Consider the following 16,818-nt stretch of genomic DNA (forward strand, 5'->3'; position numbering starts at 1 on the left):
GGCAGGCCCCACTCTGAATGTGTGGGTGAGTTTAGAAGCTAAGTCGCGTTAGTCTAAGGAAAGCATGGAAATCTTTTTTACAATCCTCATCCTGATTCTGGTGGTGTCACTCTCAGGTGTAGTCACCCGGATGTTACCGTTTCAAATCCCTCTTCCTCTCATGCAGATTGTCTGTGGTGCTTTGCTTGCCTGGCCTCACTTTGGTTTGCATGTCAATTTTGATCCCGAGTTGTTTTTAGTGTTGTTTATTCCACCTTTGCTGTTTGCCGATGGTTGGAAAACCCCCACGCGAGAGTTTATCCATCATGGTCGCGAGATCTTTGGTCTGGCGTTGGCGCTGGTGCTGGTGACGATCATCGGAGTTGGCTACCTGATTTACTGGATGGTACCGGGAATCCCACTGGTAGCCGCATTCGCGCTGGCAGCGGTATTATCGCCAACCGATGCTGTAGCATTATCCGGCATTGTAGGGAAAGGGCGAATTCCGAAATCGATTATGGGTGTGCTGGAAGGCGAGGCGCTGATGAATGATGCGTCCGGTCTGGTTGCGTTGAAGTTTGCCATCGCTGTTGCCATGGGAACCATGGTATTTACCGTCTCTGGTGCAACATTAGAATTCCTGAAAGTGGCCATTGGCGGTTTGCTTGCCGGTGTGGCAGTGACTTGGCTATACAGTAAATCCTTGCGTCTGATGAGCCGTTGGAGCGGTGATGACCCGGCGACACAAATCGTTTTTCTGCTGTTGCTGCCGTTTGCTTCTTATCTGATCGCCGAACATATTGGTGTCTCTGGTATTTTGGCAGCGGTCGCCGCAGGGATGACCATTAGCCAATCTGGCGTGATCCGCAACGCGCCTCTGGCGATGCGGTTACGCGCTGATAGCGTTTGGTCGATGCTGGAGTTTGTCTTTAACGGCATGGTGTTTATCATGCTGGGCCTGCAATTGCCGAGTATTCTGGAAACCTCTATCGTACAGGCCGAGCTGGATCCAACTATCCAGACCTGGTACCTGTTTGCTGATGTTGTCATCATTTATGTCGCCTTACTGATGCTACGTTTTAGCTGGTTGTGGCTGATGAAACGCATCAGTAAACGCGTAATGAAAAAGCGGCCATTATTGTTTAGCACTTACACCACGCGCGAGCTGTGGGTTGCTTCCTTCGCCGGTGTGCGTGGGGCGATTACGCTGGCCGGTGTGTTATCGATTCCTTTATTACTCAGCGATGGCAGCGCTTTCCCATCCCGTTACCAACTGATATTTATTGCCACCGGAGTCATCCTATTCTCGTTAATGATGGGGGTTATCGCATTGCCGTTACTGCTGCGTGGCGTGGTAGTCGGTGATAATAGTGCTAGCCGTGAGGAAATTCGTTTTGCCAAGGCTGCAATGGCGGAAGTGGCAATTGTCAGCTTGAACAAGATGGAAGAGCGTTTGGCGGTCAGTGCGGAAGAGAATATTGATACTGATTTGCTGAAAGAAGTGAGTTCACGGGTGATTGGTACCCTACGACGGCGAACCGGTAGTAAAGATGAGATCGAAAATACTTTGCAGACCGAAAATCTGGAGCGTCGTTTCCGCTTAACGGCATTACGAGCCGAACGTGGTGAACTTTATCATTTGCGGGCAACGCAGAAGATAAGCAATGAAACCCTGCAAAAACTGTTGCACGATTTAGATTTGCTGGAAGCCCTATTGATCGAGAAAGAAGGCTGATAACCGGTTAGACGGGCGGAGCTATCGGGCTCCGCCTACTTATTCCCGTGAATGGAGCTGGTCGTTATTTCTCAGTAACGAGCCGTTTGGCCAAAATTCTCTGCAACGGGCAATCCACGCCTGAGCGCTGTGCGACAGATAACTTCCCTGACGCCAAATTAACCCCAATTGCCAAGGCATTAGCGGCTCCAGCGGTAGCCAGAGTAATGTGTTTTTGTCCAATTGCTGACAAATTGGCTCTGGCAAAATCGCGATGCCAATATTGGCTTGAACCATCGCCGCCAAAAAATCCCATTGTCCGCTACGTACCGCGATATTGGGGGAAAATCCGTGAGCGGTAAAAGCATCCATTAATTGACGATACAGAGCAAAATCCTCGTTATAAATCAGGATCGACTGGTCGGCTAATTCGGGAATACTGATAGTTGTGCGGTTGAGCCAAAAAATTGTGCGCGGTACCACGACACATAAGGGATGGTTGAACAGCGGTAGTGACGTCAGCGGTAAATCGACATCGGTAGGTAGAGCCGTCAGCGCCAAGTCCAGTTCACCAGATAAAACCGCCTGCTGAACGGTTAACCCGCCAAATTCGGCAATTCTAAGTTCCACTCCGGGATAACTCTGGCGAAACTCACCGATTAACGCCGCCATTTGCGTGCCGACCATCGGTGGAATCCCTAATCGCAAGCGGCCTTTTTTCAGTGAGCCAATGTCCTCCAGTTCGGCTTCCAATTGTTGGAACTGATCCAAAATCACCACACCGCGCTGATAAACCGCTTGGCCGCTATCGGTTAAATGCAGGCGACGGCCTTCGCGAATCAGCAAACTGCACTCCAGTTCATCTTCCAGATTGCGTAGCATTTTACTGATGGTCGGTTGGGTGACGAACAATTTCTCCGCCGCACGGGTAAAGCTTTGCTGACGTACGACTTCGACAAAATAGCGTAGGGTACGGATATCCATAAGTTTTCCCGCGAGTTAGCTGTTGGCGGTATGCACCACGAGCAAAAGTATGCCAACTTGGCATGATAAGCATAATTTTAATTCATTTCCGGCAAGTTTTCCGTGCCTCTATACTGCATGCTGTAAAATCTTTCCCATTGGGGTTCAGTGATGTTATTGGCGTTACGTAGTTTTTCGCCGGCCTTCCTTCAACGTATGCAAGTACCGGTTCAGGTAGTGCTATACGTTGGACTGTTTGTTATTTCCGAACAATTAGTGCGTGTATTCCATTTGCCGTTACCAGCGAATATCGTGGGGATGCTGCTGCTTTTGGCGTTGTTTGTCTTACGAATTATGCCAATGGGTTGGGTAAAAGCTGGCTCTCGTTGGTTATTGGCTGAAATGCTGCTGTTTTTTGTTCCTGCCGTCGTCGCCGTGGTGAATTATGCGCAATTACTGCTGGTAGATGGCTGGAAAATCTTTGCTGTTATTGCCGTGAGTACGACACTGACGCTGGCGGCGACAGCTTTGGTCGTCGATCGCGTATATCGTTTTGAAATCTGGCTACAGCGGCGCAAATCAGCTCATCATGAATAATTTTATTATCAGTATCCTTTGCTTTTTGCTGACACTGGGATTGTATTTTGCCAACAAAATACTTTATCGCCGCTGTCGCTCACTGTTATTGATGCCGCTGGTGCTGACACCGATGGTGCTGGTGTTACTGTTGGTGATGACGCCTATTTCTTATCAGGATTATATTGGTGAAACTCACTGGTTGCTGTGGTTATTAGGTCCTGCAACTATCGCTTTTGCCGTACCGGTATATGAGAATTTATCGATTATTCGTCGTCACTGGCTGTCTCTCAGCGCGGGTGTGATTACTGCTATTACTGTGGCAGTGGCAAGCTCAGTAGGGTTGGCAAAATTACTTACCTTATCGGAGGAAGTGCAGCGCAGTTTGGCGGTGCGCTCAATCACTACACCCTTTGCTCTGGAAGCTGCAAGGCAGTTGGGCGGACAGCCGGATCTGGTGGCGCTATTTGTGGTGATTACCGGCGTATTCGGTATGGCTGTCGGCGATTTACTGTTTCTACGGTTGTCGGTTCGTAGTGGTCTGGCCAAAGGTGCCGGGCTGGGTGCATCGTCTCATGGCGCGGGTACGGCAAAAGCTTATGAAATGGGGCCGCAAGAAGGTGTGGTCGCCAGTTTGGTGATGATGTTAGCGGGAATCATTACCGTAATTGGCGCACCACTGATAGGATATTTATTATGGTAAGCGATAGGATGAGCCGCCTAAACCCACATAGGCCAGTCTAGAAGAGGCCAGAACAGAGTAGGCGAGGATAGATTTATGCAGGACATTATTGACGGTTTTCTGAAGTTTCAACGGGAAGTGTTCCCGCAGCGCTCCGAGCTTTTCAAACGGTTAGCCGATACTCAACATCCCGGTGCACTGTTTGTGACCTGTTCTGATAGCCGGGTGGTTCCCGAATTGCTCACTCAGCGCGAACCGGGTGAGCTGTTTGTGATTCGTAACGCTGGTAATATCGTACCTTCATACGGCCCAGAGCCGGGCGGGGTTTCTGCCACGGTAGAATATGCGGTCGCGGTACTTGGGGTAACGGACGTGGTGATTTGTGGGCATTCGAATTGTGGTGCCATGAGTGCCATTGCCGAGTGTCAATGTTTGGATCATTTACCTGCGGTAGCCGCTTGGTTACGGCATGCGGATTCGGCCAAGTTGGTCAATGCCGCTCTCCCTCATGCGTCACCGAAGGATCGATTGAATTCGCTGGTTCGTGAGAATGTCATCGCGCAACTCGCCAATATTAAAACCCATCCGTCAGTTGCTTTGGCCTGTGCTCAGGGACGTTTGCGTTTACACGGTTGGGTCTATGATATCGAAACCGGTTCTATTGATGTGCTGGATGAACTCACCCGTACATTTTCGCCTTTGTCGGCCTATTCCGTGGTGAGTAAGCCCACCGAGTAAATACGGCAATGTGCCATTCTCAGATATTAAAAAATCGGTATCGCCGGTTTCAGGCTGTTTACACATCTTGAACTTGTGATTTCTGGTGGGGAAAACCGGTAGAAGAGTCAAGCGTCCGCGCCAGAGATAGCGCGGACAAGCCGACAAGGATGTATTAACGGCGTCTTGATGGTCTGCCGGTTTTCACCGTTGCGCGCACTGGGTTATTAATCTCAACCCGGTTATAGCCGGGTCTTTTGCCTTGATCCCAGTAAGATTAATACAGCGATGGCTCGCCCGGCGGACGGGTTTTAAAACGGCGATGTAGCCATAGATATTGCTCTGGAGCACGCATGATCTCTTTCTCCAGCACCTTATTCATATAGGCGGCAGCGGCTAACTCGTCGTCGATCGGGTAATCTTCCAGCGCAGGCTGGATCAGCAGGTTATAACCGCTGCCATCTTGTTTGCGTAATAATACCAACGGCAATAGCGCCGGTTTTGCCAAGCGTGCCAGCATAAATGTTCCGCTGGTGGTTGCTGCCTGATTAACGGCAAAGAAGGGGGCAAACACACTGCCACGCGGGCCGTAATCCTGATCTGGGGCAAACCAAACCGCTTCACCTTTCTTCAGCGCCTGCACCATACCGCGCAGATCTTTACGATCCAGCATCGCTTTATTGGAGCGCATACGTCCCCAGGTTTGTACAAACTGCATCGCTTTGTTGTTGTGCGGACGGTACATCGCCATCATGGGCTGGCATTGCCCCATCACGCGGCCACCTAGCTCGAGAGACATAAAGTGTACGCCAATAACCAGCACGCCACGGCCACCTTCCTGCGCCTTGTGCAGGTTATCTAACCCGGATACGGTAAACCAGCGCTTGATGCGGGAATCAGGCCAGAACCAGGCCATACCGGTTTCCATCAGCCCCATGCCGAGAGATTCAAAGTTACCCACGATGGTGCGTTCTAGCGTCTGTTTATCCATTTCAGGAAAGCACAATTGCAAATTGCGGCGGGCGATGGAAACCCGGCGTTTCAGAAAACGCATGGATGTGCGTCCCAGCCATACGCCAAGTTTTTGCAATAATGGATAGGGAAGTTGAACCAGCAGGAAAAGAACACCGAGGCCAAACCAGGTCAGCCAATAGCGAGGATGTAGCAGCGAAAGCTGGAATTTTTGGTTTTTTATCATGTTAACTCATTATTATGCGTTAGGCGCGAATGTGTAGCGCATAAGGACTTAACTCGATAGCGGTACAATATCGCAAGACAGCGATCATCGTTTTTACTCAACTGATAACTGACATAAATTTTACATTAAAAGCGGATATCGCGCGGTGTTTAGATTTCTATCGAAGGCAGTTGGCAGGCGTGACGCGGCTCTTGGCGCGAGTATATCATATATGCCATGAACGAAATAAACAGATTAGCCAAGAGTGGCCTGCTCCCGGTGGTTAGTGCACCCTGATGTTGGCAATATCCTCATATCGTTGATGAGACATGGCCAGCATTGCTACGTATGTATTTTTTGGGCTGGATAGGGGGGAATGTCTATCTAACAGTCTTCCTAGGCACTTTATTAAACAAACTGGGTTGTCTTTAATCATAGTGGTGGTTTATTAATCTAAATCAATAAGGGTTTTTATTGATGGCTAAATACTCTCCTTTTCAAAAGGAGATATGAAAAAATGATCTTGGCTAAGAAATGGTTATTACCTGTTTTGGCATTAGTTTTATTTTCAGTCCCCACCTTCGCCAAAGTCGCTAATTTATCTGATGATCAGGTAAAACAGATGATTATCGACGAGTCGATAGAATCATATCCTGGTCGTTGTCCATGTCCTTTTAACTCGGCTAAAAATGGAAGTCGTTGTGGGCAACGTAGTGCGTGGAGCCGACCCGGTGGTTATTCGCCTATTTGCTACAAAAAAGAAGTGACGCAGGCAATGGTTGCCGAATGGCGTAAATCTAACCCAGTTTAAGGCATACACTTTTTAGTCGATAAATGGTAAGTCAGGCCGTGTAATGCGGCTTTTTGATTACAGATATATGGAATGGGTAGCGCACATTAACCACGAATAAGTCGATCGCAATGGCGGTCTTTGTTAGCCGGTATCAGGCTTCGTCGGCGATTTCGTCGGATAACTCATAATAAAAAAGGCGTTCTCCGTGTGGAGTACGCCTTTTTAAACAACACCATAACTGACTAGTATCAGTTCATGCCGTATTTTTTCAATTTCTTACGTAGCGTACCGCGGTTGATACCCATCATCAGGGCAGCACGGGTTTGGTTGCCACGGGTGTATTGCATCACCATGTCCAACAATGGCTGTTCAACTTCAGCCAGTACCAACTCATACAGGTCACTTACATCTTGACCATTCAGTTGAGCAAAATAGTTCTTCAGTGCTTGTTTAACCGAATCACGCAAAGGCTTTTGAGTCACCTGATCTTGTGAGTTTACGGTTGCAACGGTCAGTACGTCAGAATTTACGCGTTGTTCGAACATAGTTCTGTCAGCTCTTTTTTCTGTTTACGCAAGATTTTCGAAATATGCCTCCAACGCCTCCAGCTGTTCGCTGGCATCCTCAATGGCGTTGAATGTGCGCCGAAACTGGTCGTTTGGGGCGTGCTCCTGTAGATACCAGGATACGTGCTTACGTGCTATACGAAATCCCTTGCCTGGACCATAAAAGTCGTGCAATTCCCGTATATGCCCGTTTAACAAACGCTGCACTTCGCCAAGTGGCATCGGTGGCAGCAGTTCCCCTGTGTCCAGATAATGCTGGATTTCCCGGAAGATCCAGGGTCTCCCCTGAGCGGCACGGCCTATCATCAGGGCGTCAGCCCCAGTGTAATCAAGTACCGCTCTGGCTTTATGCGGGTCAGTTATGTCGCCATTCGCGATAATCGGAATGGAAACATGCTGCTTAACTGCCCGAATGCTGTCGTACTCCGCTTCACCATTAAACAGGCAAGCACGGGTTCGGCCATGAATTGTCAGGGCTTGTATACCACAACTTTCGGCCAATTGGGCAATCTCTATACAGTTACGGTGTTCCGGAGCCCAACCAGTCCGAATTTTCAGCGTGACAGGCACATCTACCGCATTAACCACTGCGGAGAGGATCTGTTTAACCAGATCGGGATACTGCAATAATGCAGATCCTGCCAGCTTACGGTTCACTTTCTTGGCCGGGCACCCCATGTTGATGTCTATGATTTGAGCACCGCCCGCCACATTAATTCTGGCGGCCGCAGCCATATCATCTGGATCGCAACCGGCGATCTGCACGGTACGAATACCGGGCTCATCGCTATGGACCATGCGTAGACGCGACTTATCCGTCCGCCACACCTCCGGATTGGAGGAGAGCATTTCGGATACAGCCATCCCAGCCCCCATCGCATGACATAAGGCTCTGAAGGGTCGGTCTGTAATACCGGCCATCGGGGCGGCAATCAGGCAATTTTTAAGCTGGAAGTGTCCAATGTGCATAGACAAAGAATGACCATACTGTGTCCGCAAGGGCGCGTATATTACGCATTTTTACGTTCAGATGAAAGGCCAAACTTTGAGCAGTGGGCTTGAAAATAGTAATAAGTAGCGCGCTAATTTTCCACTTAAAGATAATTATTTATTTTTTACAATGACTTAGTTAATTATGGTCATTTAGTGCTCTACAATATTTTCTGATAAACATCACAATTATTGACTGGAAAACTAATCGAATACGGATCGATAGTGCTGATTTTCTATGCAAATTCACAAAAAAGCATAGCAATACCCCTAAAAACCTTATGAGAAGGAACGTATTTTGGTGAAAAAAATAAAGGGCAGGATTAACGGTAATAAGCCGATGTTGGGGCTGGAGAACGCTCTCAGAGCGGTCAGAGCGAAAATAGGTAGTCAGTTATGGAATAGGGTGAATAACCCCGCCAGCGGCTTGTTGATGCTGTCGGCGGGGAGAAGCAAGGTAGGATTATTTTCTCACGCCAGTAATGCGGCACCATTCTTCTTTTTCAGCGACCGGATCCAGCGCAAATTTATCTTCATAAGCTTGAGCCACGTTGGCAGCCTGCGTGGCTAGTACGCCGGAAAGTCCGAGATGACCACCGACTTTCGGCAGAACGCTAATCAGCGGTGCCAATTCACGCAGTGGGCCTGCCAGAATATTGGCGACAACCACGTCGGCAGACAGGTCAGCCGGTTGGTCTTTGGACAGATACAGCTCTAGGCGCTCTGAAACGCCGTTACGCTGTGCGTTATCGCGGCTTGCCTGAATGGCCTGCGGATCGATATCGATGCCGATAGCGCGGCTGGCACCCAGTTTCAGGGCCGCAATAGCCAAAATGCCGGAACCACAGCCGAAATCGATGATGGTTTTCCCTTCCAAATCCAGCCCATCCAGCCATTGCAGGCACAGTGAGGTGGTTGGGTGAGTACCGGTACCGAAGGCCAGACCCGGATCCAGCATGACGTTAACGGCGGTTGGATCGGGAACATCGCGCCAGCTTGGGCAAATCCACAAACGCTCGCCGAAACGCATTGGGTGGAAGTTATCCATCCACTCGCGTTCCCAATCCTTGTCTTCCAGTTGCTCAATCTTGTGGACGAAGCCCTTGCCCAACTGTGGGTTGTATTCCAGCATGGCGATGACTTCTGCCATATCAGTTTCCGCGTCATACAGGCCGATCACGTCGGTATCGCCCCACAGACGTGTTTCGCCCGGCAGCGGTTCAAATACTGGATTGTCGTGGGTATCCTGGAAGGTCACGGAAACGGCACCGCTCTCGACCAATACATCCCCAAGGGACTCGGCCTGATTACCGGAGGTATTTAATTTTAATTGGATCCAAGGCATAACTTTTCTCTTCCAAAACCGATCGTCCACTTGCGTTTTCGGATCGGTTTTTATCAATAGGGTTTTGGTCAATAATACTCGTAAATAGCGAATTATTCAGCGCCGACAGTGATGGGGTGTCGTGACCGCGCTCGGTCGCCAAACTGATTACCGATATAAAATGCCAGCAAGTTAAGCGCAAGAGACGGCACGATCGGGTGCAATCCGCCGATCTTTATGTCGAAGCTGGCCAGTAGCGTATAGCATACCGCACCGACAATCATTGAGCTAAGGGCTCCGTGCGCATTGGCACGCTCCCAATACAGTCCCAAGACTAATGGCCAGAGGAAAACCGCTTCCAGACCGCCAAAAGCCAACAGATTCAGCCAGATAATCATTTCAGGTGGACGCCATGCGGCCAAAAGCAGCAGCAGGCCGAGAACCAACGTCGATAGGCTGGAAATACGCGCCAGTTTTCGTTCATTTTTGATCTGTTCAGGTCGGAAATTCAGATACAAGTCTTTGACGATCGTCGCAGAAGACTGTAGCAACTGGGCATTAATGGTAGACATAATCGCTGCCATCGGCGCAGCCAAGAAGATCCCAGCGGCAAAAGGCGGTAACACGGTGATCATTAACGTCGGAATCACCTGATCGGGCACCTTGAGATCCGGCAGGATAGCTCGGCCCAATGCGCCAGCCAAATGCATGCCAAGCATCAGAATAGCGACCACAATGGTGCCCAGAATGATGCCTCGATGCACGGCTTTACTGTCACGATAAGAAATGCAACGCACTGCGGTATGTGGCAGGCCAATTACGCCAAAACACACCAGAATCCAGAAAGAAGCCATAAATGGTAAATCGAGAATCCCGTCGCCACCCTGTGGGGAAACTAATGCAGGATCAATGTGTTGCAGCGTATCTACCGCTTTGTGTAAACCACCGGCGGCGTGGACTACGGCGATCAGCAACAAAATGGTGCCAACCAGCATGACCAGTCCTTGCAAAGCATCGTTCAGTACGCTGGCACGGAAGCCACCAAATGCGGTATACAGCGCGATACTGACACCAAATATCAGCAGGCCGGTATCATAAGGGACGCCAGCTGCCGTTTCCAATAAACGTGCGCCACCGATGAATTGCACCGTCATGGCACCCACAAAGGCCACCAGCAGACTGAGGCTTGCCAGCCATACCAATAGGCGGCTTTGGTAGCGGGCATACAGCATGTCATTCAAGGTGACGGCATTATAGCGTCGAGCCAAAATCGCAAATTTTTTCCCCAGTACGCCCAACGATAACCAGACTGCCGGGAGCTGAATCATGGCCAACAATACCCAGCCAAGTCCGTATTTGTAGGCGGCACCAGGCCCACCAATAAATGAACTGGCACTGATATAGGTAGCGGTCAGGGTCATTGCCAGAACAAATCCACCCATCGAACGGTTGCCGATAAAGTATTCGTTTAGGAAATTGCCGGTTCGTCGCCGAGTATAAGCGTAAATGGAAAGGCCAAAGACCAATACCAGATAGGCGACTAATGGCAGGACGACATCAGTTTGCATCACTGTCCTCCAGCGGGATATCGCGGAATATAAAGCGAACCATCAGCCAGCACAGCACAATAAATAGCAGTGGCAGAGCCAGACAGGCCATTTCGAACCAGGCGGGAAGCCCAGTGATACCCGGCGTATCGCCAGGAAAATAAGCGCACAACAACCAGCCAGCCAGATAGGCTAGCGTCAGGCCAAAGGCCCAGCGAGCTTCTTTGTGGGCTTGAACAAATCTCGTGTCCATTCATTCTCCCGTTAATCTTGACGGTTCTGAGTTTAACAAGGGTAGGGGATTTTACGGCAAGTACAGCGTTTGACTAGCCCTGTTGCCCGTAAAATAAAAAAGGCCGGTATTAACCGGCCTTAACATGAGGCGAAATAAAATCAGGTTTCCTGCAACCCGAGTTTTTTCTCCAGATAGTGGATATTAGTCCCACCGTGCTGGAAGTTTTCGTCATTCATAATACGTTGTTGCAATTCAACGTTGGTTTTGATGCCATCGATGATCAGTTCAGCCAACGCATTTTTCATGCGGGAAATCGCCACATCACGGTTTTCGCCGTAAGTGATCAATTTGCCGATCATGGAGTCATAGTACGGAGGTACGGTGTAGCCTGCGTAGATATGGGATTCCCAGCGAACACCGAAACCGCCTGGCGCATGGAAGCGGGTAATTTTACCCGGACTTGGCAGGAAGGTATTCGGATCTTCGGCATTGATGCGGCATTCGATCGCATGACCATGCACCTTCACTTCATCCTGTTTGATGGAGAGCGGCTGGCCAGCAGCAATGCGCAGTTGTTCTTTGATCAGATCCACGCCGGTGATCATTTCTGTTACCGGGTGCTCAACCTGAATACGGGTATTCATTTCAATGAAATAGAACTCGCCGTTTTCGTACAGGAACTCGAAAGTACCCGCACCGCGATAGCCGATCTCCATGCAGGCTTTGGCACAGCGCTCGCCGATATAACGGCGCATGTCGCTGGTGATGCCTGGTGCAGGTGCTTCTTCAACCACTTTTTGGTGACGACGCTGCATTGAGCAGTCACGTTCAGCCAGATAAATGGCGTTACCCTGACCGTCAGCCAAAATCTGAATTTCGATATGGCGGGGGTTCTCAAGGTATTTTTCCATGTAAACCATGTCGTTATTGAAAGCCGCTTTGGCTTCCGCACGGGTCATGTTAATGGATTCTTCCAGATCTTTGTCATGACGCACAACGCGCATGCCACGACCACCACCGCCACCGGACGCTTTGATGATCACCGGATAACCGATGCGTTTGGCGAAGGCTTTATTTTGCGTAGTGTCGTCGTCCAGCGGGCCGTCAGAGCCCGGAACACAAGGTACACCGGCTTTCTTCATGGCGTTGATTGCGGAAACCTTGTCACCCATCAGGCGAATGGTTTCGGCACGAGGACCAATAAAGATAAAGCCTGAACGCTCTACCTGTTCGGCAAAGTCTGCGTTCTCGGACAGGAAACCATAACCAGGGTGAATAGCCACCGCGCCGGTGATTTCCGCTGCCGAAATAATTGCAGGGATGTTCAGATAACTTTTGGCTGAAGCTGCCGGACCGATACATACGGTTTCGTCAGCCAACAGGACATGTTTCAGATCACGATCCGCAGAGGAGTGAACGGCTACGGTTTTGATGCCCAGCTCTTTACAAGCTCGCAGAATACGTAACGCAATCTCACCGCGGTTAGCGATAACGATTTTATCAAGCATGGAACGCCTCGTTATTCGATGACGACAAGAGGCTCGTCGAATTCAACCGGTTGACCGTTCTCAACCAGAATGGCTTTGATGGTACCGGATTTATCTGCCTCGATTTGGTTCATCATTTTCATCGCTTCAACGATGCAAAGGGTATCACCAGCAGACACTTTCTGACCTACTTCGATGAAAGCTTTAGCATCAGGGCTCGGGGTGCGGTAGAAAGTACCGACCATTGGGGAGCGCACGATGTGACCCGTGATAGCGGCTGGTGCCGCGACTTCGGCAACGGGTGCTGGTGCAACGGCGGTTGCCAGAGCTGGCTGCTGTGGAGCGGCAAAAGCATACGGCTGTTGCATCATCGGGTAGTTTGGTGCAGCTGTAGCACGACTGATACGTACTGACTCTTCACCTTCCGAGATTTCCAATTCGGAAATACCAGATTCTTCTACCAGTTCGATCAGTTTCTTGATTTTACGAATATCCATGAGTGTGATTCCGTACTCTTTTGCGTTGCAATTAATTGGATTTTGACAAGCGGTTAACCGCTGCCTGTAAAGCAAAGTTATAGCCGTCTGCGCCGAGTCCGCAGATCACGCCAACCGCAATATCGGAGAGATATGAATGGTGGCGGAAAGGTTCCCGGGCATGCACATTAGACAGATGGATCTCGATAAACGGGATCTGTACGCCTAACAACGCATCACGCAAAGCCACACTGGTGTGTGTGAACGCTGCGGGGTTAATCAGGATAAAATCGCTGTTCCCCCGCGCCTGATGAATTTTGTCTATCAGCGCATGTTCTGCATTGGATTGCAGATGGGATAATGCGACACCCAAGCCCTGAGCCTGTGTCTCCAGCCCGCTGACAATCTCTGCCAGTGTGGTGTAACCGTATTTTTCCGGTTCACGTGTGCCAAGCAGATTCAGATTCGGACCATTCAGAAGCAAAATGTGAAACTTATCCGCCATTGTGCTGGTATCTCCGGCAATTAGTTCATCATCGTCAAAAATAACCCGATGTCACCGATTTGTCACCTTTTTACGATGAAATTACCATCACGATTAGATCTAAGGTGGAGCATTATAATGATATCGTAGCAATTAGCAGCTAAATACTGGTCTTATCAGCGAAGATATTCAATAAGAATGATGACTAATGATGTTAAGTCTAATGGATTATATGGGATAGAACACAGATAAGTCCGACCTTTTAGCGACACCATTGGCGAAATTTTTTATAACGCAGTGCTAACAATATAACGGCTGCGATGGCATAAATTATCGGCAGTGGTGACAAGGTTTTGACCGACCAAAGATAATGAATCGGCGCAAGGATGGCGATAAGATAAACAAGATTATGCAATTTTTGCCAGTTGGCTCCCATTTTCCGCTGTGCCCACTGGGTGGATGTTACTGCCAATGCTAACAGTAGCAACCAACTGATGATACCGAGCGTTAAATAAGGTCGAGTGACCAGTTCCAGCCCCAGTAAGCCGAGATTGGACAGCCCCAGCTCCAGTACCGAGTAGCTCACCAGATGCAGCGTTCCCCAAGCAAAACACGCTAGTCCAAGCAGGCGGCGACAGCGAATCAGTAGCGGTTGCTTAGCATAACGCGCCAGTGGTGTGACAAGCAGCGTTGCCAGCAACAGTTTCAGTGTCATCCGTCCAGTAAAATGTTGAATATCTTTGGCCGGATCGGCACTAAACCAGCCCTGATTTACCGATAAAATCAGCCAGAAAAAGGGCAATAAAGCGGCTAGCCAGATTGCTACTTTTAGCCACTTAATCTGTTTCACACTCAAACGCATCAGAAATTCTCCCGCAAATCCATTCCGCGATAAAGGGACGCGACTTGATCGGCATAGCCGTTAAACAGCAGCGTCGGCTGGCGTTTAACATCCAGAATCCCCCCCGAGCCAATGAAGCGCTCTGTCGCCTGTGACCAACGCGGGTGATTAACATTCGGGTTTACATTGGCATAGAAACCGTATTCGTTCGGCGCACTTAAATTCCAGGTAGTGGGCGGTTGCTCGCGAGTTAAGCGGATATGGACAATGGATTTTATCCCTTTAAAACCGTATTTCCACGGCGTGATAAGGCGCAGTGGCGCACCGTTTTGCGGTGGTAGAGTTTTGCCATAAACGCCCAGCGTCATAAAAGCCAGTGGGTGCATCGCTTCATCCAAACGTAATCCTTCAACATAAGGGTATTTCAAACCACCGCCCGTAAAGCGATCCTTCTGCCCCGGCATTTGATCGGGATCGTACAATGTCTGGAATGCGGCGAAACGCGCATTACTGGTGGGTTCAACCAGTTTCAGTAGTTTCCCCAGCTCAAAGCCAATCCAGGGGACGACCATTGACCAAGCTTCCACACAGCGCATGCGATAAATGCGTTCTTCTAGCGGGAAACGTTTGATCAAATCGTCAATATTCAAGGTCATAGGCTTGGCAACTTCACCGTCAATACGAATCTGCCAGTCTGCCGTTTTCAGAGCACCTGCATTGGCCGCAGGATCGGCCTTATCCAGACCGAACTCATAGAAATTGTTGTAACCAATAACTTTCTCCTCCGGCGTCAACGGCAGATCCGGACGATAGTCGCTCGGTTTGGTAAAGATTAAAGGTTTGCCTTCCGGTGCCTTTGGTTGATCTTTACCTTTAAACCAACTGAGTAGATCGGCTTTGGCTGAAGTGGGTAATGCCAGACTGGCAGCGGTAATGCCCAGCGCCTTTAACACGTTACGACGTTGATAAAAGACGCTTTCTGGGGTGACGTCGGATTCGGTTAATTTATGTTTTTTACTCATGGAATACTCCGTCGGGTAGTGGACGTCATACTGACCGTAATAGAGTAAATCATGGTCGGACACGATGATAAATGCGAGGGGTTAGACGAAAATATGAAATTTCCGAGGTAGGGCGAACGAAATATCCGCCCTAAGCAAGAGTGCTATGTTAACGCACTAATCGCGAACTTTGACCAGCGTGCGGCCCGTCACTTGATTATTGATTAATTCGGCGGCGACAGCTGCTGCCTGCTCCAGCGTAATTTCTCGTCCAGCCTGTTGGTAAAAGCTTTCCGGCAAAATGTCCAGTAGGCGCTGCCAGGCAATACGACGGCGATCTTGTGGCGTCATGACGGAGTCAATACCTTGTAAACGCACATTGCGCAGGATAAAAGGCATCACGGTGGTGGGTAGCGTATAACCCCCGGCCAAACCACAGGCAGCAACCGTGCCGTTGTAATTCATTTGTGCGAGGATTTTTGCTAATAAAGTATCGCCGACGGTATCAATTGCACCGGCCCAGAGCTGTTTCTCCAACGGACGGGAAGCGTCGCTGAAATCACTGCGTGGCAGGATGCGTTTTGCACCTAATGCCATCAGATAATCGTAATTGGTTTCCCGACCACTGATCGCGGCAACTTGATAACCGAGCGCGGCAAGTAGCGCGATTGCCGTGCTACCCACGCCACCACTGGCACCGGTGACGACAATTTCACCACTTTCCGGCGTGATACCGCTATCTTCCAGCGCCATCACACATAACATGGCCGTAAACCCCGCAGTGCCGATAATCATTGCCTTGCGCGCCTCCAAACCAGCAGGTAGCGGCACCAGCCAGTCGCCACTGACGCGAGCCTGCTCTGCCAAGCCACCCCAATGATTTTCGCCTACTCCCCAGCCGGTTAATAACACGGATTGACCAATATGAAAGCGAGGATCTTCGCTACAGTGAACCGTTCCCGCAAAATCGATGCCTGGTACCATCGGGAACTGGCGGATAATTTTACCTTTGCCGGTAATCGCCAGCGCGTCCTTGTAATTCAGACTGGACCAACTGATATCAACCGTGACTTCACCATCAGGCAGTTGTGTCGACGATATCTGTTTGACGTTGGCCTGAGTTTTCCCATCGTGCTGTTCAAGTAGCAATGCGCGCATTGAGGCTCCTTAATAAAGTGCCGTTAAAAATCATCGGTAGAAATGAGTATTAATCAGGTTGGGTGAATATAGCGCTAACATCAAGTGAAGAGACTGACCAGGAACAAA

General features: G+C 49.7%; 18 protein-coding genes. 5 read left to right on the top strand and 13 right to left on the bottom strand.

The annotated features are described in order from the left end of the window. The first annotated feature begins 64 nt into the window (after positions 1-64). A complete protein-coding gene (locus DJ39_RS03415) occupies positions 65-1,714 on the top strand; it encodes a Na+/H+ antiporter (protein ID WP_038241247.1) in 1,650 nt (549 codons plus the stop codon). A 39-nt stretch (positions 1,715-1,753) separates the two neighbouring features. Here the strand turns inward: DJ39_RS03415 and DJ39_RS03420 are convergent, their stop codons facing one another. Beyond that, a complete protein-coding gene (locus tag DJ39_RS03420; RefSeq protein WP_004719388.1) occupies positions 1,754-2,677 on the bottom strand; it encodes a LysR family transcriptional regulator in 924 nt (307 codons plus the stop codon). Positions 2,678-2,827: 150 nt separating this feature from the next. Here DJ39_RS03420 and DJ39_RS03425 point away from each other — a divergent pair, with 150 nt between their 5' ends. The 3 genes from DJ39_RS03425 (at position 2,828) to DJ39_RS03435 (ending at position 4,652) form a co-directional block, all read left to right on the top strand. After that, positions 2,828-3,253 (top strand): CidA/LrgA family protein, encoded by a 426-nt coding sequence (locus DJ39_RS03425; RefSeq protein ID WP_004719386.1) that lies wholly within the window; start codon positions 2,828-2,830, stop codon positions 3,251-3,253. After that, on the top strand, positions 3,246-3,935 hold the full coding sequence (locus tag DJ39_RS03430; protein ID WP_038241245.1) for an LrgB family protein: 690 nt from the start codon (positions 3,246-3,248) through the stop codon (positions 3,933-3,935). The genes DJ39_RS03425 and DJ39_RS03430 overlap by 8 nt, the downstream gene beginning before the upstream one ends. 75 nt (positions 3,936-4,010) lie before the next feature. Beyond that, a complete protein-coding gene (locus tag DJ39_RS03435; protein WP_004719383.1) occupies positions 4,011-4,652 on the top strand; it encodes a carbonic anhydrase in 642 nt (213 codons plus the stop codon). A gap of 256 nt (positions 4,653-4,908) precedes the next feature. On the opposite strand, the gene lpxP is transcribed toward DJ39_RS03435, so the two are convergent. Beyond that, positions 4,909-5,829 carry a kdo(2)-lipid IV(A) palmitoleoyltransferase gene (lpxP, locus tag DJ39_RS03440; protein WP_004719381.1) on the bottom strand — a complete coding sequence of 307 codons (921 nt, stop codon included), beginning with the start codon at positions 5,827-5,829 and terminating at the stop codon, positions 4,909-4,911. Positions 5,830-6,325: 496 nt separating this feature from the next. Here lpxP and DJ39_RS03445 point away from each other — a divergent pair, with 496 nt between their 5' ends. Beyond that, positions 6,326-6,619 carry a hypothetical protein gene (locus DJ39_RS03445; protein WP_004719379.1) on the top strand — a complete coding sequence of 98 codons (294 nt, stop codon included), beginning with the start codon at positions 6,326-6,328 and terminating at the stop codon, positions 6,617-6,619. 230 nt (positions 6,620-6,849) lie between these two features. Here the strand turns inward: DJ39_RS03445 and fis are convergent, their stop codons facing one another. From fis to acuI, 11 genes are all read right to left on the bottom strand, one after another. Beyond that, positions 6,850-7,146: a DNA-binding transcriptional regulator Fis gene (gene fis, locus DJ39_RS03450; RefSeq protein WP_002210061.1), complete on the bottom strand. Its 297-nt coding sequence runs from the start codon at positions 7,144-7,146 to the stop codon at positions 6,850-6,852. 24 nt (positions 7,147-7,170) lie between these two features. Next, positions 7,171-8,136, bottom strand: a complete 966-nt coding sequence (gene dusB / locus DJ39_RS03455) for a tRNA dihydrouridine synthase DusB (RefSeq protein ID WP_004719377.1) — start codon at positions 8,134-8,136, stop codon at positions 7,171-7,173. A 484-nt stretch (positions 8,137-8,620) separates the two neighbouring features. After that, positions 8,621-9,502, bottom strand: a complete 882-nt coding sequence (gene prmA, locus DJ39_RS03460; RefSeq protein WP_038251142.1) for a 50S ribosomal protein L11 methyltransferase — start codon at positions 9,500-9,502, stop codon at positions 8,621-8,623. Positions 9,503-9,594: 92 nt separating this feature from the next. Further along, complete coding sequence (gene panF / locus DJ39_RS03465; protein WP_038251143.1) at positions 9,595-11,049, bottom strand: sodium/pantothenate symporter; 1,455 nt, start codon at positions 11,047-11,049, stop codon at positions 9,595-9,597. Beyond that, positions 11,039-11,281 carry a YhdT family protein gene (locus DJ39_RS03470; RefSeq protein WP_004719370.1) on the bottom strand — a complete coding sequence of 81 codons (243 nt, stop codon included), beginning with the start codon at positions 11,279-11,281 and terminating at the stop codon, positions 11,039-11,041. The genes panF and DJ39_RS03470 overlap by 11 nt, the downstream gene beginning before the upstream one ends. A gap of 140 nt (positions 11,282-11,421) precedes the next feature. Next, positions 11,422-12,771, bottom strand: a complete 1,350-nt coding sequence (gene accC / locus DJ39_RS03475; RefSeq protein ID WP_004719368.1) for an acetyl-CoA carboxylase biotin carboxylase subunit — start codon at positions 12,769-12,771, stop codon at positions 11,422-11,424. Positions 12,772-12,782: 11 nt separating this feature from the next. Further along, positions 12,783-13,247, bottom strand: coding sequence for an acetyl-CoA carboxylase biotin carboxyl carrier protein (gene accB, locus DJ39_RS03480; protein ID WP_004719367.1), 465 nt, complete (start codon positions 13,245-13,247; stop codon positions 12,783-12,785). Between the two features lie 31 nt (positions 13,248-13,278). Beyond that, positions 13,279-13,731, bottom strand: coding sequence for a type II 3-dehydroquinate dehydratase (gene aroQ, locus DJ39_RS03485; RefSeq protein WP_004719365.1), 453 nt, complete (start codon positions 13,729-13,731; stop codon positions 13,279-13,281). Positions 13,732-13,972: 241 nt separating this feature from the next. Beyond that, positions 13,973-14,572 (bottom strand): protein-methionine-sulfoxide reductase heme-binding subunit MsrQ, encoded by a 600-nt coding sequence (gene msrQ / locus DJ39_RS03490; RefSeq protein WP_038241233.1) that lies wholly within the window; start codon positions 14,570-14,572, stop codon positions 13,973-13,975. Beyond that, on the bottom strand, positions 14,572-15,573 hold the full coding sequence (gene msrP, locus DJ39_RS03495) for a protein-methionine-sulfoxide reductase catalytic subunit MsrP (RefSeq protein ID WP_038241230.1): 1,002 nt from the start codon (positions 15,571-15,573) through the stop codon (positions 14,572-14,574). Before msrP ends, msrQ begins: the two co-directional genes overlap by 1 nt. A gap of 156 nt (positions 15,574-15,729) precedes the next feature. Next, positions 15,730-16,710: an acrylyl-CoA reductase (NADPH) gene (acuI, locus tag DJ39_RS03500; protein ID WP_004719362.1), complete on the bottom strand. Its 981-nt coding sequence runs from the start codon at positions 16,708-16,710 to the stop codon at positions 15,730-15,732. Between the last annotated feature and the right edge of the window lie 108 nt (positions 16,711-16,818).

The sequence above is a fragment of the Yersinia ruckeri ATCC 29473 genome, from assembly GCF_000754815.1.
GTDB classification, from domain to species: Bacteria; Pseudomonadota; Gammaproteobacteria; order Enterobacterales; family Enterobacteriaceae; genus Yersinia; species Yersinia ruckeri.